Genomic DNA, 25150 nt, shown 5'->3' on the forward strand with positions numbered 1-25150 from the left:
GCGACAAAGACCGCCGAATGTCGGAGTCGCGCGCAGCGCGGCGAGTTTCCGGCGGTCCGCTTGCGGCCGGAGCCGCGCAGGGCACCGATGCGGAGCCTCGGCGCAAGACAGGGTGTCCTTTCCTTGGGTTACGTTCGTTCGGACAAGCAAACGAAAGTGACTCGCACATCAGTGCGAAACTCCAACCTTCCGCCAACTTGAAAGCACGACGACTCACGGCCATGACGACAACGGCTTCAAATCCAGAGGCAACCCCGCCACGACGAGACTGACCCGCGAACACAGGCCCGCCAGCGCCTGATGCAATCGCCCGGCTTCGTCGACGAAGGTGCGCGAAAGCTCGCCGAGCGGCACAATGCCGGAGCCGACTTCATTGGAAACCAGCAGCACGCGGCCGGCACAATCCGGCAACGTCGTCAGCAGTGCATCGCGCTCGGCGGGCCACGCATCCGCCGCCAGGGCGTTGTTCAGCCACAGCGTCAGGCAATCGACCAGGATCACCGTGCCCAGCGCATCCTGCGCGGCAATCGTCGCCGCCAGCTCGAGCGGCGCTTCGACCGTTTGCCAGCGAGCATCGCGATACGCGCGATGGTGCGCGATGCGTTCCGCCATGGCCAGATCGTGCGCCTGGCCGGTCGCGATATAGATGAAGTGCTCGGCACTCGGTGTCGCCAGCGCCGTGCGTTCGGCGAACGCGCTCTTGCCGCTGCGCGCGCCGCCCAGAATCAAGTGGTGGCCCGACATGGCTTCAATCATGCAGCACCACCGGGGTGCCGGTCACCGGATGCGGGATGACATGGGTCTCGGCATCGAAGACCCGGGCCAGCGTGGCCTCGGTCACGACCTCGGCCGGTGTACCCCAGGCCACGGTAGTGCCCTCGGCCACGGCCAACAGCCGGTCGGCGTGCGCGGCGGCCAGCGAGACATCGTGGCCGACGAAGACAATGGCGACTCCGGTGGCCGCGCACCGACGCAGGCTGCGCATGATCAGGCTCTGGTGGCCGATATCGAGCGAGGCGACCGGCTCGTCCAGCAACAGCAACCGCGCCGCCGCGTCCTCCGCCGACCCGATCTGCGCCAGTACGCGGGCAAGCTGGACGCGCTGCTTCTCGCCGCCGGACAGGCGCGTATAGGCACGCGGGATGAGGTGCGCGATATCCGTGGCCTTGGCGACGGCATCGATTACCGCGGCATCCGCCGCGCAGCCGGTGGCGTGCGGGCTGCGGCCGAGCGCAATCACCTCGCGCACGGTGAATGGAAACGCCAGCGCGCTGGCCTGGGCCAGAAAGGCGATCCGCCGCGCGCGTTCGCGCCGGTCGAAGGCGCCCAGCGCGCGGCCGTCGAACGCCACCCGCCCGGCGGATGGCGCCAGATCGCCCACCAGCGCATGCAGCAGCGTCGACTTGCCGGCGCCGTTGGCCCCGATCACGGCCAGCATTTCGCCGGGCGCCACCGTAAACGACACGCCGGCGATGAGAACACGACCGCCACGCCGGATCGCCAGTTCTTCGACCGCCAGCGTCACAGCGCGTAATCCCGCGTGCCGCGCAGCAACACGATGAAAAACGGCGCGCCGAGCAGCGCGGTCAGCAGCCCCACCGGCAGTTCGGCCGGCGCGACCACCACCCGGGCCAGGGTATCGGCGGCCAGCAACAGCACCGCCCCGGCCAGGGCGGAGGCCGGCAACAACGTGCGATGATCCGGCCCGATCGCCAGCCGCACGATATGCGGCACGACCAGGCCGACAAAAGCGATCGCCCCGGCCAGGGCCACCGAAATACCGACGCCGAAGGCGACCAGCACGATCAACACGGTCTTGGTCCGGTCTACTGCGAAACCCAGGTGACGGGCCTCGGATTCGCCCAGCAACAATGCGTTCAAGGCCCGCGCCCGGGCCGGCAGGCCGGCCAGCACGGCCGCGGCGGCGACCGCGATCAGGCCCACGCGCGGCCAGTTGGCGCCTTCCAGCCCGCCCATCTGCCACAGGCTGATGCGCCGCAGCATGTCGTTGCTGGCATAGAACTCCAGCAGCGAGGTGAGCGAACCGGCCAGCGCGGATATCGCGATGCCGGCCAGCAGCATGGTGGCCACCGATGTGCCGCTGGCCCGGGTGGCCAGCACATAGACCAGCACCACCGCCGCCGCGCCGCCCGCGAACGCGGCCAGTGCCACCAGCGACAGCCCGGCAAAACCGGCCAGCGCGCCGCCGAACACAATCGCGAGGCTGGCTCCGGCCGAAGCCCCGGCGGTGACACCGATCAATGAGGGATCGGCCAGCGGATTGCGGAACAACCCCTGCATGGCCGCACCCGAAATTGCCAGGATCGCGCCGACCAGCGCGGTCAGCAGCGCCCGCGGCAGGCGGATCGCGTTCACGATGAGCGCGGTCTGATCGACGCGATCATGAAAATGGAAAAGTGCGGCCACAACCTGGCCGATCGGCAGCCGCACCGCGCCAAAGGCGAGCTCGGCCATAAAAGCCGCCGCCAGCAACACGCCCAGCATGACGATCAGCAGGCGCGGCTTCATGGCAGGGCTTCCAGATCGATCGCCGCCTCGACCGCATCCGCCAAGCGTTCCAGGCTGGCCTCGCGGCGCTCGGCCTGATCGACGGCACCGGCCGCGTCGAGCCCGGCCCAGGCCAGGATCGCGTCGCAGCCGGCGCCGGTATCGAACAGGCCGTGCAGATAGGTGCCGGCGATCTGGCCGTCGGCCGAAAGCGCGCCGTCCGGGCCGTCATCGAGCTGGAGAAACGGCCGTGCCAGCGCAGCCCCCGAGGTTACGCCGCAGTGGATGCGATAGCCGGCGACCGCGCCACCGCCAGCCAGCACGCCGGTCACATTCTGCAGGTGCTTGTTCGTATCCAGCCGCGTCGTGAAGTCGAACAGGCCGAGGCCGTCCGTCGTCCCCGATCGATCCTCGACGCCGTCCGGATCGGCGATTTCGTGGCCCAGCATCTGATAACCGCCGCAAATGCCGAGCAGCTTGCCGCCATAGCGCAGGTGGCGCTTGATGCGATCCGCCCAGCCGGCGTTGACCAGCCAGGCGCAGTCGGCACGGGTATTCTTGGAGCCGGCCAGCACGATCAGATCGGCCGGGCCCGGGGTATCGCCGGGGCCGACGAACTGCAGATCGACCCGCGGATGGGCGCGCAGGGCATCGAAATCGGTGTGGTTGCTGATTCGAGGGGTAACCGGCACCTGTACTACGAGCGCATCGGCGGCGGTCGTCTGCCCGGTATCGATCGCGTCCTCGGCGTCCAGATGCAGGCCCGTCAGGTAGGGCAAAACGCCGAACACCGGCTTGCCGGTACGCGCTTCCAGCCAATCCAGCCCCGGCTGCAGCAGACCGATATCGCCGCGAAAGCGATTGATCACGAAACCCGCGACGCGTTCGCGTTCGGACGGCGACAGCAACGCCAGCGTACCCACGATTTGGGCGAACACGCCGCCCTTGTCGATGTCGGCGACCAGAATCACCGGGCAATCCACGGCCTCGGCGAAGCCCATGTTGGCGATATCGCCTTCGCGCAGGTTGATCTCGGCCGGGCTGCCGGCGCCCTCGACCAGCACACGCGGGTAGGCAGCAGCCAGTCTCGCATGCGAGGCGCGCACCGCCGCCATCGCCTGTGGCTTGTAGCCGTGATAGCAGCCAGCATCCATCGTGCCGATGGCATGGCCGTGGATGATGACCTGGGCGCCGATGTCGCTGGCGGGCTTGAGCAGCACCGGGTTCATGTCGGTAGTGGCCGCCACGCGCGCGGCCTGTGCCTGCAGGTATTGCGAGCGGCCGATCTCGCCGCCATCGACCGTCACCGCGCTGTTGAGCGCCATGTTCTGCGGCTTGAACGGGACCACGGCCACGCCGCGCCGGGCATACGCCCGCGCCAGCCCGGCCACCAGCGTCGACTTGCCGGCGTCCGAGGTCGTGCCCTGGATCATCAGCGTCCTTGCTGTCATGGGTGGCCGTTCTTCACGTCATTCATCCCCGGATTTCACGGATTGCACAGATGGGTTGCAGACGGTTTTCGGTTTAAAGACAGCTCAAAATACTCGACTTCGTTGTTTGAGAACCTGTCCGCAGATCGACGCAGATGCACGCAGATCGGAAAGCAGATGATTCCGCCGACACAGATTAGCCGTGATGTCGATTGCAGCTCTTTACCTACGGACATATTCGAGGCTTCGTTCTTCAAGTCATTCATCCGCAGATTGCACGGATTTCACAGATTAACTGCAGGCGGCTTTCAGGCATGAGGATAGTTGAGAATATTCCGCTTCGTTCTTTGATAACCTGTCCGCAGATCGATGCAGATGCACGCCGATCAAAAAGCAGATGACGCGTCCGATGCTGTTAAATCGGCATCGATTGCAACCTCGCTGCCATGATCCAGGCGCTTCCATACGTTTCTTGAATCTGCGTAATCTGTGAAATCTGCGGATAACTACCTTGTGAAAACATATTGAGATCCGCGTAGATCGGCGTCGATCTGCGGACAGGTTTATCGAACAGCTCGCAACACCAATTAATTCCGGGCGTTTTTCCGCTTGCAGACAGTCCAAAATATTCGGCTTTGTTCTTTGACAGCCTGTCCGCAGATCGATGCAGATGCACGCCGATCAAAAAGCAGATGACGGGTCCGATGCTGTTAAATCGGCATCGATTGCAACCTCGCTGCCATGATCTAGGCACTTCCATACGTTTCTTGAATCTGCGTAATCTGTGAAATCTGCGGATAACCGCCTTGTAAAAACCGTATTGAGATCTGCGTAGATCGACGTCGATCTGCGGACAGATTCATCGAAAACCGAATCGAAGCGGGGTCAGTAATCCACCCCGGCACGGGCCTTGATGCCGGCCTTGAAGGCGTGCTTGACGTTGTCGACCTCGGACACCGTATCGGCCAGTTCGCGCAGGCCCGAGCCGCCGCCGCGGCCGGTGACGATCACTGACTGCTCGACCGGGCGGTTGGCGATGGCGTTCAGTACGCGCTCTTCGTCCAGGTACTTGTAGCCGAGCATATAGGTCAGTTCGTCGATGACGACCAGATCGTAGGCCGGGTCCTGCAACATCGGCTCGACCTGGGCCCAGGTGCGCTCGGCGGCTTCGATATCGCCCGAGCGATCCTGGGTGTTCCACGTGAATCCCGTGCCCATCTGGTAAAAATCCACCTGCGGGCAGTGATCGCGCAGATAGATCTCCTCGCCGGAGAGTTGCACGCCCTTGATGAACTGCACCACGCCGATCTTCTGGCCGTAGCCGAGTGCACGCATCACCATGCCGAAGGCCGAGGACGACTTGCCCTTGCCCTTGCCGGTAATGAACACGAACACGCCGCGCTCGATATCCGCGGCCTGGATGCCCGCGTCGACTTTTTCCTTGTGCTTCTGCATCGTCGCCTTGTGGCGGGCGTCGCTTTTCGATTCGCTCATGACATGGCCTTTGCTGGCTCAGATATGGCCCGGGCTATAGCTGACGGTGACATAAACCGCCCGCCCGGGTTGGTTGTAGAAGTCGATGGTCTGGTAATGACGATCGAACATGTTGGATAGCTTGGCCTGAACTTTCCACGCCTCGGTCACCCGCATTTCGCCTGTCAGACCGAACAGTGCGTAACCACCGAGCCTGTCGGTGTTGGCCGGACCGTTGTAGCGCGACCCGACCAGCTTGGCACTGGCGCCGGCGGCGAACCGCGCGAACAGATCGCGGTCGACGTGCAGCGAAGCCGAGTAGTTCGGGCGGCGTGCCAGATCGTTGCCGTGGTTCGGCCCGCGCCCGCGGTTCTCGGCGTCCAGCCAGTCGGCATTCGCGCCGATACGCCAGCGGCCGATATAGGCCGTCACCTCGCCCTCCACGCCGCGGATGCGCGCCGAACTCACGTTGCGTGGCGTGTAGTTGGCGTCCAGCGTGATCTCGTCGTTGATATCGGTCTGGTAGGCATGGATCGCCCAGTGGCCCCAGCCCGGCGTGGCCTTGAGGCCGATTTCGCCCGTGCGCGATTTCTCCGGCTTGAGATCCGGGTTGGACGCCGGCGGAAAACCCGGCGTGTCCGGATAGTAGAGATCGTTGAAAGTCGGTGCGTTAAAGGCGTTGCCGTAGGCGGCGGTCAGCGTATAGGTCTTGTTGACGTGATAGCCGTAGGTGATCGAGCCGGTGGCATGATTGCCATAGGCCTGGTTGTCGTCATCCCGGGCGGCCAGATCGATCTCGTGGGCGCCGAAGCGGCCCTGGTACTCGCCGAACACGCCGGTGTTGTCGCGCTTGTTCTGCTTGTAGTCGGCCGAACTGGTCACCGCGTCCCGGCGATAATCGATCCCGACGGTGGCACTCTGCTGTCTGGCGAGCGCGAAATCGTTCTGCCAGCTGACGCTATCGCGGCGCGTGTCGAAACGGCTGACATAATCGCCGTCGAAATAGTTTTTCGACCGATCGCGACTGCGCGACAGACGCAGCTTGGCATCCCAGAAATCGGTCAGCGGCGCATCCACGCCCAGGCCATAGACTGCCTGCACCGAATGCGACTGGTTGGTCGTAGGGCCATCGTATTCGACATGACCATCGGACCGAAGATAGTGACCGTTCACCGACCAGCCGTTGTCGAATGTATAACCGACGTTCGCCGAACCGTCCGCGCGGTGGTAGCCATCGCGGTCGGGCTGATTGGCGTAACAGCCGGCGCCCCCCTTGGGCGAGCTGAATGGCCGGCCGGTACAGGCATTGAAGCCGCCGGTATATTCGCCCGAGACGCTCAGGTTGTAGTACAGGCGTTTCGTCGCCCCCGAAACGCCGCCTTGGCCTTTCCAGGTGTCGTAGCTGCCGCCGGTGACCGAGAAATACGGCGTGGGCCCGCGGCCCTTGGCCCCCTTGCCGTCGCGGGTGAAGATCTGGATCACGCCGCCGACCGCATCGGCACCGTACAGCGACGAACGCGGCCCACGCACGATCTCGATGCGCTGAATCTGGGAGACCGGGAAATCCTGGATCGCGGCCTGGCCGTTGGTGGCCGAGCCCCAGCGCACACCGTCGACCAGCACCACCACCTGATTGGCATCGGTGCCGCGCAGGTGAATGGATGTGGCCTTGCCGGGTCCGCCGTTGTTGGCGATCGACAGACTCGGCGTATCGCCGAGCAGTTCGGCCAGACTCTGGGCCTGACTGCGCTCGATGTCGGCCCGGGTAATGACCGTGGTGGCGGCCAGCGTACTGTTCCGGGATTGCGGCGTGCGCGTGGCGGTCACCACCACCGGGTTCAAATCGGTGGTCGCGGCCGGCGGCGGCGACGCCCCCCAGGCAGACGATACCCCGAGCAGGGCCGCAAATGCGGGCCCGGTGCGAAACTGCATTGTCGTCGTCTCGATCGGCGGGCACGCCCGTCCGCGTGCCGAAGTCGCTGACCATCGCCGGGCAAGACGAACGGACCGCGCGCGAACACGCGCCGGCACCGATCGCGTGTGGCGACGATCCCCTGTGCCAGGCCGGTCTCCGGACTTGCAGTCAGACCCATGTCTGCGCGCGGCCTTCCCGAGGCGAGGTGTTCGCCTCAGTGGCTGGAATGCGCGACACCGTGGATTATCACACGGCGCTGCCTACCGTTGCGGGGGCAGTGTCGGCCTGGCGCTTGCGCGCGCACCGACTTCCCGTTTCACCGCATCCGTGGATGCGACACCTGTCACGTCGACGATGCTAGGCAGCCCCCGAGACGCCGTCAAGCCGGGCCTGGCGCCGGCAACGCGCCCGATCGGCCCGCGGCCCGCACGCGGCCAGAGCTCGTGGGTTTTTCGCTTATCCGGATAAGCGGATATACTACGACCCCTATTCGCGAGCTGCAGGGTGATATGAGCGATACGCGACACGCCATCGAACGCGTTCTGGCCGACCGGATTCTGGTGATCGACGGCGCCATGGGCACCATGATCCAGAATTACGGCCCGTCCGAGGCCGAATACCGCGGCGAGCGCTTCGCCGACTGGGCCTCCGATCTGCAGGGCAACAACGACCTGCTGACGCTGACCTATCCGGATCTGATCCGGGGCATCCACCGGCAGTATGCCGAGGCCGGGGCCCATATCATTACGACCAACACGTTCTCTTCGACCACGATCGCCCAGGCCGACTACCACATGGAAGACCTGGCGGTGGAGCTCAACGTCGAGGCCGCCAAACTCGCCCGCGAGGTAGTCGAGGAATTCCAGAGCGACGCGCAGCCGATGTACGTGGCCGGCGTGATCGGGCCGACCAATCGCACTGCCTCCATCTCGCCGGACGTCAACGATCCCGGCAAGCGCAACACCGATTTCGTCGAACTGGCCACCGCCTACGGCCAGGCCGCCGAGGCCCTGCTCGAAGGCGGCGTCGACATCATTCTGATGGAGACCATCTTCGACACCCTCAACGCCAAGGCGGCGATCTATGCCGTGCGCAGGCTCATGCGCGAGCGCGGTATCGACGTGCCGCTGATGATTTCCGGCACCATCACCGATGCCTCGGGTCGGACTCTGTCCGGTCAGACCACCGAGGCGTTCTACAACTCGGTGGCCCACGGCCGGCCGCTCACCATGGGGCTGAACTGCGCGCTTGGCCCGGACGCGCTGCGCCAGTACGTCGCCGAGCTGTCGCGCATCGCGCCCTGCTACACCCACGCCTATCCCAACGCCGGCCTGCCCAACGAATTCGGCGAATACGACCTGCAACCGGACGAAATGGCCGAGCACATCGGCGAATGGGCCGAATCGGGCCTGCTCAACATGGCCGGCGGCTGCTGCGGCTCGACCCCGGAGCATATCGGCGCCATCGCAAGCGCCGTGGCCGGCAAAGCCCCGCGCCGCCGGCCCGAGATCAAGCGGACCATGCGCCTGTCCGGCCTGGAGCCATTCACCGCTTCGGCCTGAAGATATTTTTCCGCAGATCAACGCAGATCGACGCAGATGAAGAGCGAGGGGCAGGACGAGCAGACATATCCGATACTCGGGGCTGCATTCGAGGTCCATCGCTACTTGCGTAACGGTTTTCTGGAGAGCGTCTATCACGACGCCCTGGCGATCGAACTGACCGAGCGCGGCGTGCCGTACGTTCGCGAACCCTTGCTCGACGTTCAGTACAAGGGACGCCCGCTGCAAAGCCAGTTCCGGGCGGACTTCATCTGCTTTGAAAGCGTGATCCTGGAACTCAAGGCCCTATCCCGGCTAACGCCGCAACACGAGGCCCAGGTCATCAACTATCTGAAGACCACCGGCATCGAGCGCGGTCTGCTGCTGAACTTCGGCACGCCCGAATTACAGCACCGGCGACTGATCCGAAGTCATCGCCCGGGTTAACCATTCATCCTATCTGCGTTGATCTGCGTCGATCTGCGGACAAAACAGAGGTTTCAATGACGTCAGCAACCAACTTCATCAACATCGGCGAGCGCACGAATGTGACCGGCAGCAAGCGGTTCATGCGCCTGATCAAGGAAGAGGATTACGACACCGCGCTGGAGGTCGCCCGCGACCAGGTCGAAAACGGCGCCCAGGTGATCGACGTCAACATGGACGAGGGCATGCTCGACTCGGCCGCGGCCATGCGCAAGTTCCTCAACCTGATCGCCGGCGAGCCGGATATCGCCCGCGTGCCGATCATGATCGACTCCTCGAAGTGGGAGGTCATCGAAGCCGGACTGCAGTGCATCCAGGGCAAGGGGATGGTCAATTCCATCTCGCTCAAGGAAGGCGAGGAGAAGTTTCTCGAACAGGCCCAGGCGTGTCTGGACTACGGCGCGGCCGTGGTGGTGATGGCCTTCGACGAGAACGGCCAGGCCGACACCGAGGATCGCAAGGTCGAGATCGCCCAGCGTGCGTACAAGATGTTGGTCGAGGAGCTCGACTTCCCGCCCGAGGACATCATCTTCGATCTCAACATCTTCGCCATTGCCACCGGCATCGAGGAACACAACAACTACGCCGTCGATTTCATCAATGCCACGAAACGGGTGCGCGAGTCCTGCCCCGGCTGCCATGTCTCGGGCGGGCTGTCGAACGTGTCGTTTTCGTTTCGCGGCAACGAGCGGGTGCGCCAGGCCATGCACTCGGTGTTTCTCTACCACGCCATTCCGGCGGGCCTGGACATGGCGATCGTCAACGCCGGCCAGCTCGAAATCTACGACAATATCCCCGAAGAGCTGCGCGAGGCCTGCGAGGACGTCGTCCTCAACCGCCGCGACGATGCCACCGAGCGCCTGCTGGATCTGGCCGAGCAGTACAAGGGTGGCGGCAAGAAAGCGGCCTCCACGGAGGATCTCGCCTGGCGCGAATGGGAGGTGAGCAAACGCCTGGAACACGCGCTGGTCAAGGGCATCGACACCTATGCCGTGGAGGACACCGAAGAGGCCCGGCAAAAAGCCGACAAGCCGCTGGAGGTGATCGAAGGCCCGCTGATGGACGGCATGAACGTGGTCGGCGACCTGTTCGGCGCCGGCAAGATGTTCCTGCCACAGGTGGTGAAATCCGCCCGCGTGATGAAAAAGGCGGTGGCACATCTGATCCCCTACATCGAGGAGGAAAAAGCCCGATCCGGCGACGCCTCGAAAAACAACGGCACCATCATCATGGCGACCGTCAAGGGCGACGTGCACGACATCGGCAAGAACATCGTCGGCGTGGTACTCCAGTGCAACAACTTCGAGGTGATCGATCTCGGCGTGATGGTGCCGATGAACGACATCCTCGACGCCGCCGAAAAACACAACGCCGACGTCATCGGCCTGTCCGGCCTGATCACGCCGTCGCTGGACGAAATGGTGAATGTCGCGGCCGAAATGCAACGCCGCGGCATGACGACGCCGCTGCTGATCGGCGGCGCGACCACCTCGCGCGCCCACACCGCGGTCAAGATCGACCCCGCCTACGAGGGTGCGGTGATGTGGGTGAAGGACGCCTCCCGCTCGGTGCCGGTGGCCTCGCGCATGGTCGGCAAGGAATCGCGCGAGAAACTGGTCGCCGAGTTGAAGGAAGACTACGACAAGATGCGCGAGCGGCATGCCGCCAAGCGCCAGACCAAGTTCCTGTCACTCGATGCCGCACGCGCCAACCGCGTCCAACTCGACTGGTCGGCCTACACGCCGCCCGCCCCGAAACTGCCGGGCGAGACGAAATACGCCAAGCGCCAGCCGCTGCCGCATGCCAACGACACGACCGACGGCGCCCACGACGACGTATCGGGTCTGTATGAATTCGACGACTTCCCGATCGAGGAATTGATCGAATACATCGACTGGACGCCGTTCTTTCTGTCCTGGGAGATGAAGGGTCGCTACCCCGACATCCTCAACGATCCGAACAAGGGCAAGGAAGCGCGCAAACTGTTCGACGACGCCCAGGCCATGCTCCAGCAGATCGTCGACGAGAAGTGGCTGACCGCGCGCGGCGTGGTCGGGATTTTCCCCGCGCGTACCGCCGGGAACCTGGACGATATCGAAGTGCTGTCTGACGACCGCTCCGAAGTGGTCTCGGTGGTGCACCAGCTGCGCCAGCAGGCCGAGCATCGCCGTGGCGTGCCCAATCGCAGCCTGGCCGACTTCGTCGCCCCGCACGACGCCGGCGTCGACGACTGGATCGGCGGCTTCGCCGTCACCACCGGCCTTGGCTCATCGGCAAAGGTCGAACAGTTCAAGGCCCAGCACGACGATTACAACGCCATCCTGGTCGAGGCCCTGGCCGACCGGCTGGCCGAGGCCTTCGCCGAATGGATGCACCGCCACGTGCGCACCGAAATCTGGGGCTACCAGCCGGATGAGAATCTGGACAACGCCGAACTCATCGGCGAGAAATACGCCGGCATCCGCCCGGCGCCGGGCTATCCGGCCTGCCCCGAGCACACCGGCAAGGACACACTCTGGGAACTGCTGGACGTGGAAACCCACACCGGCATCACGCTCACCGAATCCCGCGCCATGTGGCCGGGCGCGGCCGTGTCCGGCTGGTATTTCGCGCATCCGGAATCGCGCTATTTCGTGGTCGGCCGCGTGGCCAGGGACCAGGTCCGCGACTATGCCGAGCGCAAGGGCTGGGACGTCGAGACCGCCGAGAAATGGCTGGGCCCGAATCTCGGCTACGAGCCCGAAGCCTGAGAGTGAGTTTCAAAACCCTTGTTTAAGGCCTTTATCCACAGATTACGCAGATTGCACAGATTGGAATAAAGAGAGCGGGCACCGGTGCGTATCCCGAATGCGGCGGCAACAACGGCAGGCATTGATGCCACGCACCGCGCGCCCTAATAATCTGCGAAATCCGTGTAATCTGCGGATAGTTCTCGAAAGCGAAGTCAATAGGCCGGCCATTCGCGGCGGGCTCGCGGATTCACGTAAAGCCTTCGTATGCGATGTTCGGGCCGACTCCGTGTCCGGTGAGCGCCTCAAATCCGCTATGCCGCCAAACGATAACCGCATCGGCGTTGATCTGCGGACTGTTTTTCTTCGCGAAAACGCAGCCCGAAAGCCTGGCGGCGCCTGCTGCCACGGCGTGTCCGTCTTCAAGTTTTCAAATGGACTCTTATGGTTACCGGCCTGCCGCGCGGACGGCGGGCCGTCGTTCGGTGCGCGGCTTGACGAGCCGGCCCCGTCAGCCCGCGGCCTGCACGCGCGACGGCTCGGCCAGCAGCATGGCGGCCAGATCGCGCAGCCGCACCACCGACAGGAACTGCTGCTGCGCGCCGACGCCGACCCGGACCAGGCGTTTGCAGCCCACCAGACCGTCGCCGTCGGAGCGCGGCCCGGCGCGGTGCTCGTGATACGACGCTGCCGGCGCCTCGATATAGGCGATGGCCTCGACGCTGTCCACGACAAAACCGACCGCGCCGTCATCGGCGGTGACGATCAGCACCCGGCCGGCCTCGGCCGTCGTCGGGGTACCGCGCCACAACAACGCCCGCAAATCGGCCAGCATGACCGTGCGTCCGCCGTGCACGAAGCGCGCCTGAAACGGCCCGCCCACCGGACAGGGCATGGTGTCCGACGGATAAGCAGTCACCGCATCGATATCTTCCACCGCGGCCGAGAGCTTGCCCGCCGCGGTGAAGTGCATGTAGGCAAAACGGGTCCAGGCTTCGCCGGCGCCTGCGGCATCGGCGCCGTTCACCGCCTTGGCGCGAACGGCCGTGCCCTGGGCGAGCGCCGCATACGCCGCGACCGCGTCGTTGGCCGCGAGCTGCGCATGATCGAGCAGCAACAACGGGCCCAGCGCTTCGTCCTCGAGGAGCGCGGCGACGTGATTGTGGATGCGATCCGAGTCCGTGGCGGTCCGCCGCCGGGTTTCGTCGCAGGCAACAATGCCCAGCGCCTCGTCGGCCGCCAGTGCCAGCCAGCCGCAACCGAGCTCGACCACGACCACCAGGCCCTCACTGCCGACCGAGCGGGGCCGGCCGACCAGGGCGGCCGGATCGAGCAGGGCCAGCCGCCGGCCCCGCCAGTCGACATGACCGACGTAGGCGTGGGCGCCGATGGCCGGTTCGATCACCGTGCCGCGGCGGGTGATTTCGTGCACCACCGACAGCGCCAGCGCCACGCGCAGCTCGCCGCAGCCCAGAGCAAGCGCCCGCACCTCACCGCCCGCCGCCCGGGCCGTCGCCGGCTCTCCGCTGCCAGCCGCGGCCCCCTGTTGAACCTGTAGCAAATTCTCAAGCGCGAATACGGCGTCCAGATCCAGCACATACACCGCCTCGCCGCCGTCGCGCGCGAACATGCGGGGCACCAGCCCCCCGTGCGACCGGGTCACACTGTGGCAGTCGGCGGCGGCGACCCCCAGCACTTGCCCGACCCCGTCGACGGCGAAGCCGAACACCTGGCCCTCGCGGGCGACGATGGCCACCAGGCGCCGGGCCGGCGCCTGATCGCCGCCGAGGCCCAGCAGTTGCGCGAAATCGATGACCGGCACCGGCGCGCCGCGCAGCACGAAGCTCCCGAGCGACCAGGCCGGTGCCTGCGGCACTGGCGCCAACCGTTCCGGCAGCGGGACCACCTCCTGCAACGCATCGCTTTCCAACGCGACCTCGGTCCCCGCCAGAACGAGGGTGGCCAGACTCAGCGCACTCATTACGCGGCCGCCGACTGCGACTCGCGCCGGCCGCTGGCGCTATCGGTCAGGGCGCTGATGAGCTCCACCACGTGCTGCGCGGTCTCCAGCTGCCACTCCGTGGCGCCGGCGATGTCCTCGACCGCCTGGGTGGTCGAGACCACGCCTTCGCTGATCCGACCGAAGGCATCACGTGCCTTGTCGGCGACCTGCGCGCCGCTGTCGATGCGGCGCTGCGACTCGGCAATAAGGCGATTGATCTGGCGTGTTGCATCGGCCGATTTCTCCGCCAGCTTGCGCACTTCGTCGGCCACCACCGAAAACCCCAGCCCGTGCTCGCCGGCCCGCGCGGCCTCGATTGCCGCGTTAAAAGCCAGCAGGTTGGTCTGCGAGGCGATCTCGCCGATCACGCCGACGATTTCGGCGATGTCCTCCGAGGACTTGCGAATCGCCTGCATCGCCTCGGTCGAGTCGCCAATCGCCCGGCTGCCGCTTTCCGCCTCGCCGCGGGTGGTTTGTGCCTGGCCCCGGGCATCGCGGGTATTGTCGACCACGGAACGGATGCTGCGATCCAGCTGGCGGATGGCGGCCGCCATGGCATCGGCCTGCTCGCCGATATGCGCCTCGCGCTCGACTTCCGGGGTGATATCGGTGGCGAACTTCACCACCTTGTAGGGCTTGCCGTCGGCATCCAGCACCGGGTTGTAGGAGCCCTGGATCCAGACCTTCTGCCCGTGGCGGCCGATCCGCAGGAAGCGGTCGGTAAAGAACTCGCCGCCGCCGAGCGCATTCCAGAAATCGCGATAGGCGGCGCTGGTGACAAACGCGGGATCGCACAGCAGACGATGATGCTGACCGATCAACTCGTCCCGGCGATAGCCCATCAACGCCAGAAAATTGTCGTTGGCGGCCAGAATACTGCCGGACAGGTCGAACTCCACCACCGACTGCGAGCGCTCGATGGCATTGACCTTGCCCTGGAACTCGATGTTGCGGGCGCGGGATTCGGTGACGTCGGTGGCGAACTTGACCACCTTGTAGGGCTGCCCGTCGGCATCGAGAACCGGATTGTAGCTGGCCTGAATCCAGACTTCGTTCCCATCCCGGCCCACGCGCCGGAACTCGTCGACCATGAACTCGCCGGCCTTCAGCCGGGCCCAGAACTCGGCATAGGCGTCACTGCGCGCATAATCCGGCTCACAGAACATGCGGTGATGGCGACCGACGACTTCATCGAGCGAATAGCCCATCGCGGCGAGAAAATGCGCGTTGGCGGTCAACACCACGCCCTCGAGATCGAACTCGGCAATCGCCTGCGACCGATCGATGGCCTCGAGCTTGCTCTCGAATTCGGCGTTGCGCAGCTTATCCGCCGTGATGTCGGTCGCGAACTTGATCACTTTCTGCACACGCCCGTCGGCGCCGAGAATCGGGTTGTAGGTGGCACGCAGCCATACCGATCGCCCGTCCCGGGCCAGGCGCCTGTATTCGTTGCTGTCGTACTGGCCTTTCTGGCCGAGCTTGCGCCAGAACTCGGCGTACCGATGATCGGCGGCATCCTCGGGAGTGCAGAACAGGCGGTGATGCTCGCCCACCACTGCCTCGCGCTCATAGCCCATCAAATTCAGGAAATTCGTATTGGCGTCCAGAATCCGGCCATCGGGGGCGAATTCGATGATGGCCAGCGACCGATCCAGGGCATCGAGCACATCGGCACGGTGATTGTTTTCAACCTCTTCCGGGTTAGCGGGGCTAGGCGACATGATCTGACTCCTGAAACGGGTGCTTTTTGGGCCGCACCCGCAAGTTATTGCTACCGCCGTATAACGGCGGGAGCGTTTCTTGCTTAATAGTTGATGACAATATTATTGCGACTTTCAGACTCGGCACCGAGCGTCGGGCCTGGGGCCGCACCGGGCGCATCGACCGTGCACACGCCGCGAACGGCGACGCCGCAAAAACAATCCGGGATCTACCGAGTTTCAAGAGTGCGGAAAAGACGGGGCGGCGAGCGCACAAGCCGGTCGGTTCCGGCGCCGGGCGCACATCGGTGGTCAGCGCATCGCCGCGTGACGTGCTAGTGGTGGTTCGGCGACAGCGTGATGACGTGTTTTGCCGGCGTATTCGCCGAGCCGGCGAACGGCAGGTCGAACAGGCCACCGATCTCGCCCGCGATCACGATCGTCACCAGCAGCGCCACGATGGGTACGAGAGTCGCCAGCACCAGCTCGCGCCAGGTGAGCGCGCTGTTGCCGGTCGCACGCCGCGCGAACACATGCACGATGTAGAGCAGATTACCGGCCAGCGACAGCCCGACCGTCACCCAGAGATCCAGCGGCGGACTGAGGCTGTAGGCCAGCGAACAGGCGACCAGCGCCGCCGCCATGCCGACCAGGCCGGCCCCCTCGCAGATCCAGTCGATGAGGTTCAATTGACGTGTCGTGGACATGGCGTGATCAGGTCAAGCCGCCGAATGACGGCGCCATGATAGCGCGGGGCGCCCGCAGGACCGAACGGGGCACGCGTCAGGTTCCGCCGACCGCCCACGCGCCGGAGTGCGTCCGCCACACCGTCGCGACCAGCCTGGCGAGCAGGAATACGGTCAGCCCGGTCCAGATGCCGAACAGCCCCCAGCCGAAGACATAGGACAGCCAGATCAACGGCAGGAAGCCGAGCAGTGCCGCGCCCAGCGTGGTGGTCCGCAGGAAGGCAGTATCGCCGGCCCCGAGCAGCACGCCGTCGAGTGCGAACACGACCCCGGCCACGGGTTGCTGGACCACGAACAGCCACCAGGCATAGGGAATCTGGGCCAGCACGGCGGTATCGCTGGTAAACACATGCGGCAGCACCGGGTAGGCCGCTGCAAACACGCCGCCCAGCACAATACCCAGCGCCAGCGAATAGCCGGTGATGCGCCAGGCCACGCGCTGGGCGTCGGCGGTGCGATCGCCGCCCAGCGCCGCCCCGATCAGGGCCTGGGCGGCAATCGCCAGCGAGTCCAGGATCAACGACAGGAACGACCACAGCTCGTAGACGATCTGGTGCGCACCGGCGGCCGCGGCGGAGTGGCGTGCCGCCACCGCCGCCGCTGACAGAAAACAGATCTGGAACGAAGCGCTGCGCAGAATCAGGTCGCGGCCCAGCACCATCTGGGCGCGCATGACCGCCAGGCCCGGCCGGTGCATCGCGCGCTCGCGCAGCAATGCCATCACGAACAGCACGGCAGCAATGGTCTGGGCGAGCACGTTGGCGATCGCCGAACCCGCCAGGCCGAGGCCGACCGGATAGACCAGGATCGGGCAGGCGATGCCGGAGGCGATATTGGCCGCGAGCACGTAGCGCAGTGGCCGCACCGTATCCTGCACGCCGCGCATCCAGCCGTTGCCGGCCAGCGTGATCAGGATCGCCGGCGCGCCGAGCAGCGCAATGCGCAGCCATTCGGCCGCGGCATTGGCGATGGGCGCGCGGCCGGCCAACAGCCAGGCCAGGTCACGGGCAAAGATCTCGCCGAGCACGAATACGACCAGACCCACGGCGATCGCCAGCCAGGTCGCCTGGCCACCCTCGGCCACGGCGTCGGCGCGCCGCCCCGCACCGTAGAGCCGGGATGCCCGCGCCGTGGTGCCGTAGGACAAAAACGTCAACTGGCTGGTCAAGACGCTCAGCAGGGTGCCGCCGAGCGCGAGACCGGCCAGCGGCACCGCGCCGAGATGGCCCACCACGGCGGTGTCGACCAGCACGTAGAGCGGCTCGGCCGCCAGCACGCCGAGCGCAGGCAGGGCGAGCGCGAGGATGCGGCGCAGCGTGACATCGGTATCGGCGTTCGGTTGAGCCATGACGAACAGCGCGTCGAAGCAGCCGTGCAGTGTGCCACAGCCGGTTCGTGACGCCGCCTCGGCAGTTGCCCGGATATCCCGGACGTGGCCGCCGGGCGATGATAGTCTGATAATCCGATGATGCGAGTGGCTGCTGGCATGGCCGACAACACGACGGAAGCGACCGCGATGAGCCGTTCGCGGCGCGAGGCCAGGGATCTGCGCGATTTCTGGCGCCGCTGCCTGATCGTGGCGGCGACCGCCATCGGCAGCATCGCCCTGCTCTGGTTCCTGTGGACGGTCGGCCACGCCGTGTTGCTGATTTTTTCGGCGTTTCTGGTCGCCGTCGCGCTCGACACCCTGGCGCGCATGGTGTCGAAAGTCACCGGGCTGGCCCGCCATCCGGCGGTGATCGCGGTGCTTACCATCATTGCGCTGCTGGCCGGGGCGGCCACCACGCTCGGCACCATGAACGTCGCCTCGCAGGCGCCGCGGCTGCAGAACCAGATCGCGCAGTCGATCGATGCGCTTCAGGCCAAGCTGCAGCATTATCAGATCGCGGCGCATCTGTTCGGTCAATCGCACAGCAGCGCCAGCGGCTCCAGCTCGGGCAATTCACTGGGCGAGCAGCTCACCAGTGAGCTATCGAGCGCGCTGTCGGTGACCATCACCTCGCTGACCGATCTGTTCGTGGTCCTGATCATCGGCATTTATCTGGCGCTCCGACCCAAGCTCTACTACAGCGGGCTGTTGCGGCTGTTTCCGCCGACGCGCCAGACCCGGGCCGACATGATCGCCCACGAGGCCACCGACGCCGTGCGGCGCTGGCTGACCGGGCGGGCCATCTCGATGAGTCTGGTCGGGCTCGGCAGCCTCGCCGGGCTGTGGGCGATCGGCATCCCGTTTCCCATGTCGCTGGCGTTGCTGGCCGGCCTGCTCACCTTCATCCCCTACCTGGGCGCGCTGGTATCGGCGATTCCGGCGCTGCTGATCGCCGGCATGCACGGCATCTGGCCGATGTTTTACGTCGGCGCGCTGTATCTGGCGCTGCACATCATCGAAGGCTATCTGCTCGCCCCGCTGATCCAGCGCCGCGCGGCCTCGATCGCACCGGCCTTTTTGTTGTCTGTGCAGGTGCTGGGCGGGGCCACTGCCGGCGTGCTGGGCATCGCGCTGGCGACCCCGATCGCGCTGGTAATCGCCGTGGTCATCCAGCTCAGCTATGTTCAGGACGTGATCGGCGAAGAGCCGCATCTGCCGGGTAATAAATCCGGCTAAGCGCCTATTCAGCCGAGGGCCCGTACTTGGCCTCGAGCTGCGCGTTGATTTCGCCGCCGACCAGCACGGTCAGCACGGTGACGTAGGTGAGCGTGAGCAGCAGAACCACGCCGGACAGCGAGCCATACAGCGTGGTATAGGAATCCGAGTAGGACAGGAACACCGAGAACACGCTTGAAGCGATAGTCCAGAAGGTGACCACCACACCGGCCCCCACGCGCACCCAGCGCCAGCGCGGCGGCCGACGATCCGGTCCCCAGCGATACAAGGCCGCCAACCCGAAAAACAGCACCAGTCCGCCCAAGGCCATGCCCACCGCGCGCAGACATTCGGCGATCCACAGCGAGGACCAGATCGATCGGGCGATCTCCGGCAGCCCGATCGCCAGCACCGACACGAACACCAGTCCGCAGATCACCGCCACCGCAAGGCCCAGCGAACGCAGCGCGTGCCGCCAGCTGAACTCGGGCCGCTCGCGATACGCGGCATGCAGGGCGAGCAGCAGCACACCGATACCCTGCTCAGCGCACCACAGCGCGATCAGGCCGCTGAACGTACCCGCCAGCCAAAGCGTCGACGTGCCCCGGCTCGCCAGCGTCTTCATCTGCCCGATCATGGAGACGACCACATCCGCGGGCACGAAACCGGACAGGGCGCGCATGTCGGCCACCACGCTGGCCGGATTGGCATACAGGCCATAGAAGGCCACGAACGCTGAGACCGCCGAAAAGATACCGAACAACGCCAGAAACGTGATCGCCGCGGCGTCGATGCTCACCTGATCGCGTCCCATGCCGCGCGCCACGCCGCGCAGGATCTCGATCCACCCCACCGCCGGAATCTCGCTCGGCCATTCCCGGCGCGGGGTGTCGCGGTCAGGCGACTTGCCCTGGCTCGGCATTCACGCCTCCGCAATACTGAACAATAGCGCCATGATGCCGCAGCGGACCACCGGCCCGCCAGAATATCGTCCTGCCCGGGCCAGGCTTACTGTCGCGCCCGCTCGCGCCGGGCCGACCCAGTGAACCGGAACAGCGCGAATACCACGATCGCGGCCGCGGTGAGCCCGAGAAACACGATCGGCATGTCGTAGACGCTGGACTGATGCAGTAGCGCCATCGTCATCGTGCCGAGCGCGGCCAGCAGCATGCGCATGAAGCCCAGCAGCGACGACGCCGCCCCGGCGATATCCTTGAACGGCGCCATGGCCTGGGCCGTCGACACCGGCATGATCAGGCCGATACCCGGAAAACACACCGCGACCGGCCCGAGATATTCCGCCAGATTGCCCTGCTTGCCAACGATGAACGCCACCGCCATCGAGGCCAGCGAGCCGATCAGCAATAATGCCAGCCCGGCACCGATGACCGTCGGATCCCGCAGCCGGCTGCTGGCCAGGGCACACGCCCCGGCGCCGCCGGCAAAGCCGACGAGGACCACCAGCGCCACGATCACCACCGCGATACTGCCCAGGTGCAGCACGTTGATCACCAGATCCGGGGCGCCGATGAGCGCGCTGTAGACCACGCCGATGCACAAGCCGCTCAGCCCGGCGTGGAACAGAAAACCCTTGTTGACCAACGGCTTGCGATAGGCCTGCCAGAGCCCCGACCATTCCAGCGCGCGCGGATTGCGTTCGAAATTCGTCTCCGGCAGGAAGAACCAGACCAGCGCCCAGAGCGTCAGCGACAGCCCCAGCAACACGGCGAAGTTCACGTGCCAGTTCATGGCGTGCGCAATCAGGCTCCCGACCACCGGGCCGACCGCCGGTGCCAGCGAGAACGCCGCGTTGAGCTTGGCGTAGATGCGCTCGCGCCGGCCTTTTTCGAAGGCATCGCGCACCATCGCCTTGGCCATCACGCCGCCGGCGCAGGCGCCGATGCCCTGGATCAGCCGGCCGCCGATCAGCGGCCAGATCGACACACTCACCAGGCACAGCAGCGCGCCCAGCGACAGGATGCCGGCGCCCACCAGCGCCACCGGCCGACGGCCGAAACGATCCGACAGGGGTCCGTAGCAGACCTCGCCGACGGCATCGCCGAACAGATACGCCGCCATGGTGAACTGCACCAGGCCGTAATCGGTCGACAACGCGTGGGCGATATCGGGCATCGCCGGGGTGTACTCGGTATCCCCGAACGGCCCGACCGCCATCATCAGGGCTAGAAGCGCCAGCGATGGCTGGGGTATGCGGCTGGACGACGCGGTCATGCGTGTTTCCCCGGCGCGTGCCCGGCGCCCCGGACGTGCGATCGCCAAACGCCGCACGCTAGCAACAGCGCCGGGCGCCGACTATCCGTACATTCTGGTAACAAGCGCGCCATAGCCCGGCGCGGCCCGCTTTAGCTCTCGGTCGCGATCATGACCTTGAGATGGCACGTCTTGTCGGCGGCACTGGCAAAGGCGGCTTCGGCATCATCGAACGCATGGGTGCCAGTGATCGCGCAGGCCAGGCGATCGTCTTCCAGCACCGCGGCCACGGCGCCCTCGAATTCGTCGACGAAGCGATAGCTGCCGTGCAGCTCGATCTCGCGCGTGAGCAAACGGTTCAGATCCACCCCGGCGGTCGGCAGAAACCCGACCTGCACGATGCGCGAGCCGGGCTCGACGCAGGCCATGGCCGTATTCAGCGCTGGCGCCGCCCCGGCCGCCTCGATCGCCACGTCGAAGGCCGGATCAGCAGCGATGGCTGCGATCGCGTCCTCGTCTGCGGCGTCCAGCACCGCCACATCGGCCAGATCGGCCACACGTTCGCGCGCAGCCGGCTGGATATCGGCCACGGTCACGCCCGCGGCGCCGGCACGCAGGGCGGCGATGGCGGTCAAGGCACCGATAGTGCCGCCGCCGGTAACCAACACCCGCGCCCCGGCCACCCCGGCCCGGTTCACGGCATGCGCGGCGACGGCGTACGGCTCGGCCAGCGCCGCGCGCGACAGATCGGCCTCATCGGGCAGCACGACGCACTGGCTGCGGTCAACCACCGGGCGCTCGGCGAAGCCGCCCTCGGTGTGCGGGCGACAGGCCGCGCTGCCCATGTAACGCATGGAAAAGCACAGATTCGTGCGGCCCGCCCGGCACATCCGGCAGACACCGCAGGACAGCGCCGGATTGACGGCCACCGGCGTGCCGATGGCGAGATCGGTGACATTCGGACCGGTTTCCACAACCCGTCCGGACAGTTCGTGGCCCAGCACCATGGGATCGCGCAGGATCGAATTGCCGGCCCGGCCCTCGGCGAAATAATGCAGGTCGGAGCCGCAGATACCGCCGTAGGCCAGGGCCAGGCGCACCTCTCGGGCGCCCAGCTTGCGCTCGGGCACCGGGTCGAGGCGCAGATCGCCGACGCCATGAATCACGCAGGCAAGCATGTCGATCTCCTCGTTTTTCGCGGACAGTCATCATGCCAGCACAGGACACCTAGCGCCTGGTGCCGTTTCGTGCGAGCGCCGCGTTGGCGACCGCAAATCGTGTGATGTACGCGGCGTCCGCATATGTTTGTATATTCGAATACAACATCCGTAGCCAGGGCGGCTTCGATATGGCGCGCAATGTATTGATAACCGGCGGCAACAGCGGCATCGGCCGCGAAATGGCAGCCACGCTGGCCGCTCGTGGCGATCACGTGATCATCGCCTCGCGCGATCTGGCCAAATCGCAGGCCGCGGCCAGCGCGATCCGCGAGGCGCATCCCGCGGCCCGGATCGAGGCGATGGCGCTGGATCTGGGCGATTTCGCCGACATCGACCGCTTCGCCGAACAACTGCGCCAGCGCATGCCGACCATCGACGTTCTGATTCTCAACGCCGGGCTGTACACCCAGGGCACGCGCTCGTTGCCGAACGGGCTGGAAGCCATGATCGGCATCATGCATTTCGGCCATTTTCGGCTGGTGCAGCGGCTGCGCGAGGCGGTCGTGGCCGCGCCCGCCGGGCGGATCGTGATCACCGCGTCGCTGGCGCACCGGCTGGGCCGGCTGCGCTTCGAGACCTTCGACGCGCCGCGCAGGCATTGGGCAGCGGTGCTGGCCTATGGCCAGGCGAAGCTCGCCAACATCCTGTTCACGCGCGAACTGGCGCGCCGATTGGCGGATACGCGGGTCACGGTCAACTGCTTCCATCCCGGCGCGGTCGCCACCGGGCTCTGGCGCGAACTGCCGACGCCGATCCAGCGCCTGCTCGGGCCTGTGCTGATCGGCCCGGCCGAAGGGGCGGATACCGGCATCTGGCTGGCGACCGCCGAACAAGCGGGCGATACCAGCGGCGAATACTTCGTCAAGCGCCGCCCGGCGCGAACCACGGCCGCCGCCCGCGATATGGACCTGGCCGCCGCGCTCTGGCGGGAAAGCGAAGCGCGCATGACCTGACGTATGGGTGCGGTTTACCCGCGGCCTGAGCACGGGCGCGACATGCCACCGCGTCGACCCGCGGGCGTCGTGCCCGGCTCGATATCGCAGTGTTATCGTAAGCGCATGCCAGTCGAGACGGCGACCGTGATCCGGACCCGCTGTCGAACCGGCTTGCCGGCACATGCGCCGGCACCATTGCCGCCAGAAAGCTCGTGCCCCTGTCAATCACGGCCTGTGGCGCCCGACGGCCGCCAGTCAGCGGCGCGGTGGGGATGGTTATCGGCAACAACCCTGGTTGAGCGGCACGGCGCGATCGCGGCGACCAATCCGCGGCGTCGGATGCGACAGGCCCGGCCCGGGCGACGACGTTGAATAACCGGCCCGCGATGCCTATCTCGTCGACACAGGACTCAGGAGCACGACCGCATGGCCGCCGATCAACTGCAACGTTTTCTCTTCGACGGCACCGCCGTTCGCGGCGAGATAGCCCAACTGGAATCGACCTACCACGAGGCACTCGCCAACCACGATTACCCCGAGCCCATCCAGCGCCTGCTGGGCGAGTTGCTGGCGGCCTGCGCCTTGCTGACCGCGACGATCAAGCTCGACGGCACCCTCGGCATCGAGATCCGCGGCAACGGCGCGGTCAGTCTGTTGATGGCCGAGTCCAATCCGGGCAACCACGAACGCGCGCAGCGCCTGCGCGGCATCGCGCGTTTCGACCCCGACGCCGTGGCCGCCCTCGCCGACACCTCGCTGCACGGATTGCTCGGCGACGGCAAGGTGGTGATCACGCTCGACCCGCGCGAAGGACGGCGCTACCAGGGCATTGTGGCCCTCGACCAGCCGAGCATCGCCGGCTGCGTGGAAACCTACTTCGCCCAGTCCGAACAACTGCCGACCCGGCTCTGGCTCGCGGCCGACGATCAGGGCGCGGCCGGTCTGCTGCTGCAGAAGTTGCCGGCTGAATCAATCTCGCTGGCCACGGATGCCGATCTGGATGCCTGGGACCGGCTCAATCATCTCGCCGCCACCATCACGGACGACGAACTCACGGGCCTGGATGCCCGCGACGTGCTGTATCGCCTGTTCCACGAGGAACAACCGCGGCTGTTCGACCCGGCGCCGGTGATGTTCGCCTGCACCTGCTCGCGCGAGCGCTTCGGCGTCGCCCTGCACCAGCTCGGCGCCGATGAATTGCGCGGCCTGATCGAAGAACGCGGCGAGATCGAGACCCAGTGCCACTTCTGCAACACTACCTATGTGTTCAGCCCGGCCGACGTCGAGGCCCTGATCGACAATCCGGACGCGCCCTCGCCGACCATGCACTGAGCGCGCCCGGATCGCAGCCCCGGGGCAGGGCTTGCGCGCCCCACAGCCACGGGCGTCGAAGCCCATCGGCCACGGTTTCGCGCTCGGGCCGCCGCGCAAATCGCCGCCGGGCGCGGCCGGCGGCGGCAACGCGGTGCATAATAGGTTGTCGGCGCCCGGGATGACGCGTCGATTGCCTCCGAAACGCGACCGTGCGCGTATACCCGCGGGCATGGTCACATGGGGCCGCCCGGATCGCCACGTGCGAGCCACGCGTCGTCCCAGTTGCCCGCGCGAGGCATCGAATACATCATGGCCGCCCCGAGCGCCGGCCGACCTCATCGACTGATCCTGACGAG

At 66.0% G+C, this 25150-nt stretch carries 18 protein-coding genes, 2 pseudogenes and 1 riboswitch; of the genes and pseudogenes, 6 read left to right on the forward strand and 14 right to left on the reverse strand.

The window, feature by feature from the left end:
- Window positions 1–213: 213 nt before the first annotated feature.
- The 6 genes from cobU to ACS8YF_RS09910 all read right to left on the reverse strand — a co-directional run bounded on the left by cobU (window position 214) and on the right by ACS8YF_RS09910 (window position 7343).
- Window positions 214–756: a bifunctional adenosylcobinamide kinase/adenosylcobinamide-phosphate guanylyltransferase gene (gene cobU, locus ACS8YF_RS09885; RefSeq protein WP_440850055.1), complete on the reverse strand. Its 543-nt coding sequence runs from the start codon at window positions 754–756 to the stop codon at window positions 214–216.
- Window positions 749–1525, reverse strand: a complete 777-nt coding sequence (locus ACS8YF_RS09890; RefSeq protein WP_440850056.1) for a heme ABC transporter ATP-binding protein — start codon at window positions 1523–1525, stop codon at window positions 749–751. Before ACS8YF_RS09890 ends, cobU begins: the two co-directional genes overlap by 8 nt.
- Window positions 1522–2529, reverse strand: coding sequence for a FecCD family ABC transporter permease (locus tag ACS8YF_RS09895; RefSeq protein ID WP_440850057.1), 1008 nt, complete (start codon window positions 2527–2529; stop codon window positions 1522–1524). The genes ACS8YF_RS09890 and ACS8YF_RS09895 overlap by 4 nt, the downstream gene beginning before the upstream one ends.
- Window positions 2526–3959 (reverse strand): cobyric acid synthase, encoded by a 1434-nt coding sequence (locus ACS8YF_RS09900; protein ID WP_440850058.1) that lies wholly within the window; start codon window positions 3957–3959, stop codon window positions 2526–2528. Before ACS8YF_RS09900 ends, ACS8YF_RS09895 begins: the two co-directional genes overlap by 4 nt.
- Before the next feature lie 864 nt (window positions 3960–4823).
- On the reverse strand, window positions 4824–5432 hold the full coding sequence (gene cobO, locus ACS8YF_RS09905; RefSeq protein WP_440850059.1) for a cob(I)yrinic acid a,c-diamide adenosyltransferase: 609 nt from the start codon (window positions 5430–5432) through the stop codon (window positions 4824–4826).
- A gap of 18 nt (window positions 5433–5450) precedes the next feature.
- Complete coding sequence (locus ACS8YF_RS09910; protein ID WP_440850060.1) at window positions 5451–7343, reverse strand: TonB-dependent receptor domain-containing protein; 1893 nt, start codon at window positions 7341–7343, stop codon at window positions 5451–5453.
- Between the two features lie 113 nt (window positions 7344–7456).
- Window positions 7457–7685, reverse strand: a riboswitch (cobalamin riboswitch).
- A gap of 150 nt (window positions 7686–7835) precedes the next feature.
- Here ACS8YF_RS09910 and ACS8YF_RS09915 point away from each other — a divergent pair.
- From ACS8YF_RS09915 to metH, 3 genes and pseudogenes are all read left to right on the forward strand, one after another.
- Window positions 7836–8870, forward strand: a pseudogene (locus tag ACS8YF_RS09915) (homocysteine S-methyltransferase family protein); the annotation flags it as partial.
- A 54-nt stretch (window positions 8871–8924) separates the two neighbouring features.
- A complete protein-coding gene (locus ACS8YF_RS09920) occupies window positions 8925–9314 on the forward strand; it encodes a GxxExxY protein (protein ID WP_440850061.1) in 390 nt (129 codons plus the stop codon).
- 53 nt (window positions 9315–9367) lie between these two features.
- A pseudogene (gene metH, locus ACS8YF_RS09925) lies at window positions 9368–12103 on the forward strand (methionine synthase); the annotation flags it as partial.
- Window positions 12104–12332: 229 nt separating this feature from the next.
- Here the strand turns inward: metH and ACS8YF_RS09930 are convergent.
- The 5 genes from ACS8YF_RS09930 to ACS8YF_RS09950 form a co-directional block, all read right to left on the reverse strand.
- Window positions 12333–12491, reverse strand: coding sequence for a hypothetical protein (locus ACS8YF_RS09930; RefSeq protein ID WP_440850062.1), 159 nt, complete (start codon window positions 12489–12491; stop codon window positions 12333–12335).
- A 102-nt stretch (window positions 12492–12593) separates the two neighbouring features.
- Window positions 12594–14063, reverse strand: a complete 1470-nt coding sequence (locus tag ACS8YF_RS09935) for a chemotaxis protein CheW (RefSeq protein ID WP_440850063.1) — start codon at window positions 14061–14063, stop codon at window positions 12594–12596.
- Entirely contained in the window at window positions 14063–15805 is a 1743-nt protein-coding gene (locus tag ACS8YF_RS09940) for a methyl-accepting chemotaxis protein (RefSeq protein WP_440850064.1), read from the reverse strand. Before ACS8YF_RS09940 ends, ACS8YF_RS09935 begins: the two co-directional genes overlap by 1 nt.
- A 314-nt stretch (window positions 15806–16119) precedes the next feature.
- Entirely contained in the window at window positions 16120–16491 is a 372-nt protein-coding gene (locus ACS8YF_RS09945) for a hypothetical protein (protein WP_440850065.1), read from the reverse strand.
- Window positions 16492–16567: 76 nt separating this feature from the next.
- Window positions 16568–17878 carry an MATE family efflux transporter gene (locus ACS8YF_RS09950; RefSeq protein WP_440850066.1) on the reverse strand — a complete coding sequence of 437 codons (1311 nt, stop codon included), beginning with the start codon at window positions 17876–17878 and terminating at the stop codon, window positions 16568–16570.
- A gap of 168 nt (window positions 17879–18046) precedes the next feature.
- On the opposite strand from ACS8YF_RS09950, the gene ACS8YF_RS09955 reads away from it, so the two are divergent.
- The gene (locus ACS8YF_RS09955) at window positions 18047–19135 is read left to right on the forward strand and encodes an AI-2E family transporter (protein ID WP_440850067.1); all 1089 of its coding nucleotides are present in this window, start codon (window positions 18047–18049) and stop codon (window positions 19133–19135) included.
- 4 nt (window positions 19136–19139) lie between these two features.
- On the opposite strand, the gene ACS8YF_RS09960 is transcribed toward ACS8YF_RS09955, so the two are convergent.
- The 3 genes from ACS8YF_RS09960 to ACS8YF_RS09970 all read right to left on the reverse strand — a co-directional run bounded on the left by ACS8YF_RS09960 (window position 19140) and on the right by ACS8YF_RS09970 (window position 22503).
- A complete protein-coding gene (locus ACS8YF_RS09960; protein ID WP_440850068.1) occupies window positions 19140–20036 on the reverse strand; it encodes a YihY/virulence factor BrkB family protein in 897 nt (298 codons plus the stop codon).
- An 86-nt stretch (window positions 20037–20122) separates the two neighbouring features.
- A complete protein-coding gene (locus tag ACS8YF_RS09965) occupies window positions 20123–21346 on the reverse strand; it encodes a multidrug effflux MFS transporter (protein ID WP_440850069.1) in 1224 nt (407 codons plus the stop codon).
- 131 nt (window positions 21347–21477) lie between these two features.
- Window positions 21478–22503, reverse strand: a complete 1026-nt coding sequence (locus ACS8YF_RS09970) for an alcohol dehydrogenase catalytic domain-containing protein (protein ID WP_440850070.1) — start codon at window positions 22501–22503, stop codon at window positions 21478–21480.
- Between the two features lie 170 nt (window positions 22504–22673).
- On the opposite strand from ACS8YF_RS09970, the gene ACS8YF_RS09975 reads away from it, so the two are divergent.
- Window positions 22674–23498, forward strand: coding sequence for an SDR family NAD(P)-dependent oxidoreductase (locus tag ACS8YF_RS09975; protein WP_440850071.1), 825 nt, complete (start codon window positions 22674–22676; stop codon window positions 23496–23498).
- Window positions 23499–23906: 408 nt separating this feature from the next.
- Complete coding sequence (gene hslO, locus ACS8YF_RS09980) at window positions 23907–24812, forward strand: Hsp33 family molecular chaperone HslO (RefSeq protein ID WP_440850072.1); 906 nt, start codon at window positions 23907–23909, stop codon at window positions 24810–24812.
- The last annotated feature ends 338 nt before the right edge of the window (window positions 24813–25150 follow it).

The sequence above is a fragment of the Salinisphaera sp. SWV1 genome (assembly GCF_052044155.1).
Lineage (GTDB): Bacteria > Pseudomonadota > Gammaproteobacteria > Nevskiales > Salinisphaeraceae > Salinisphaera.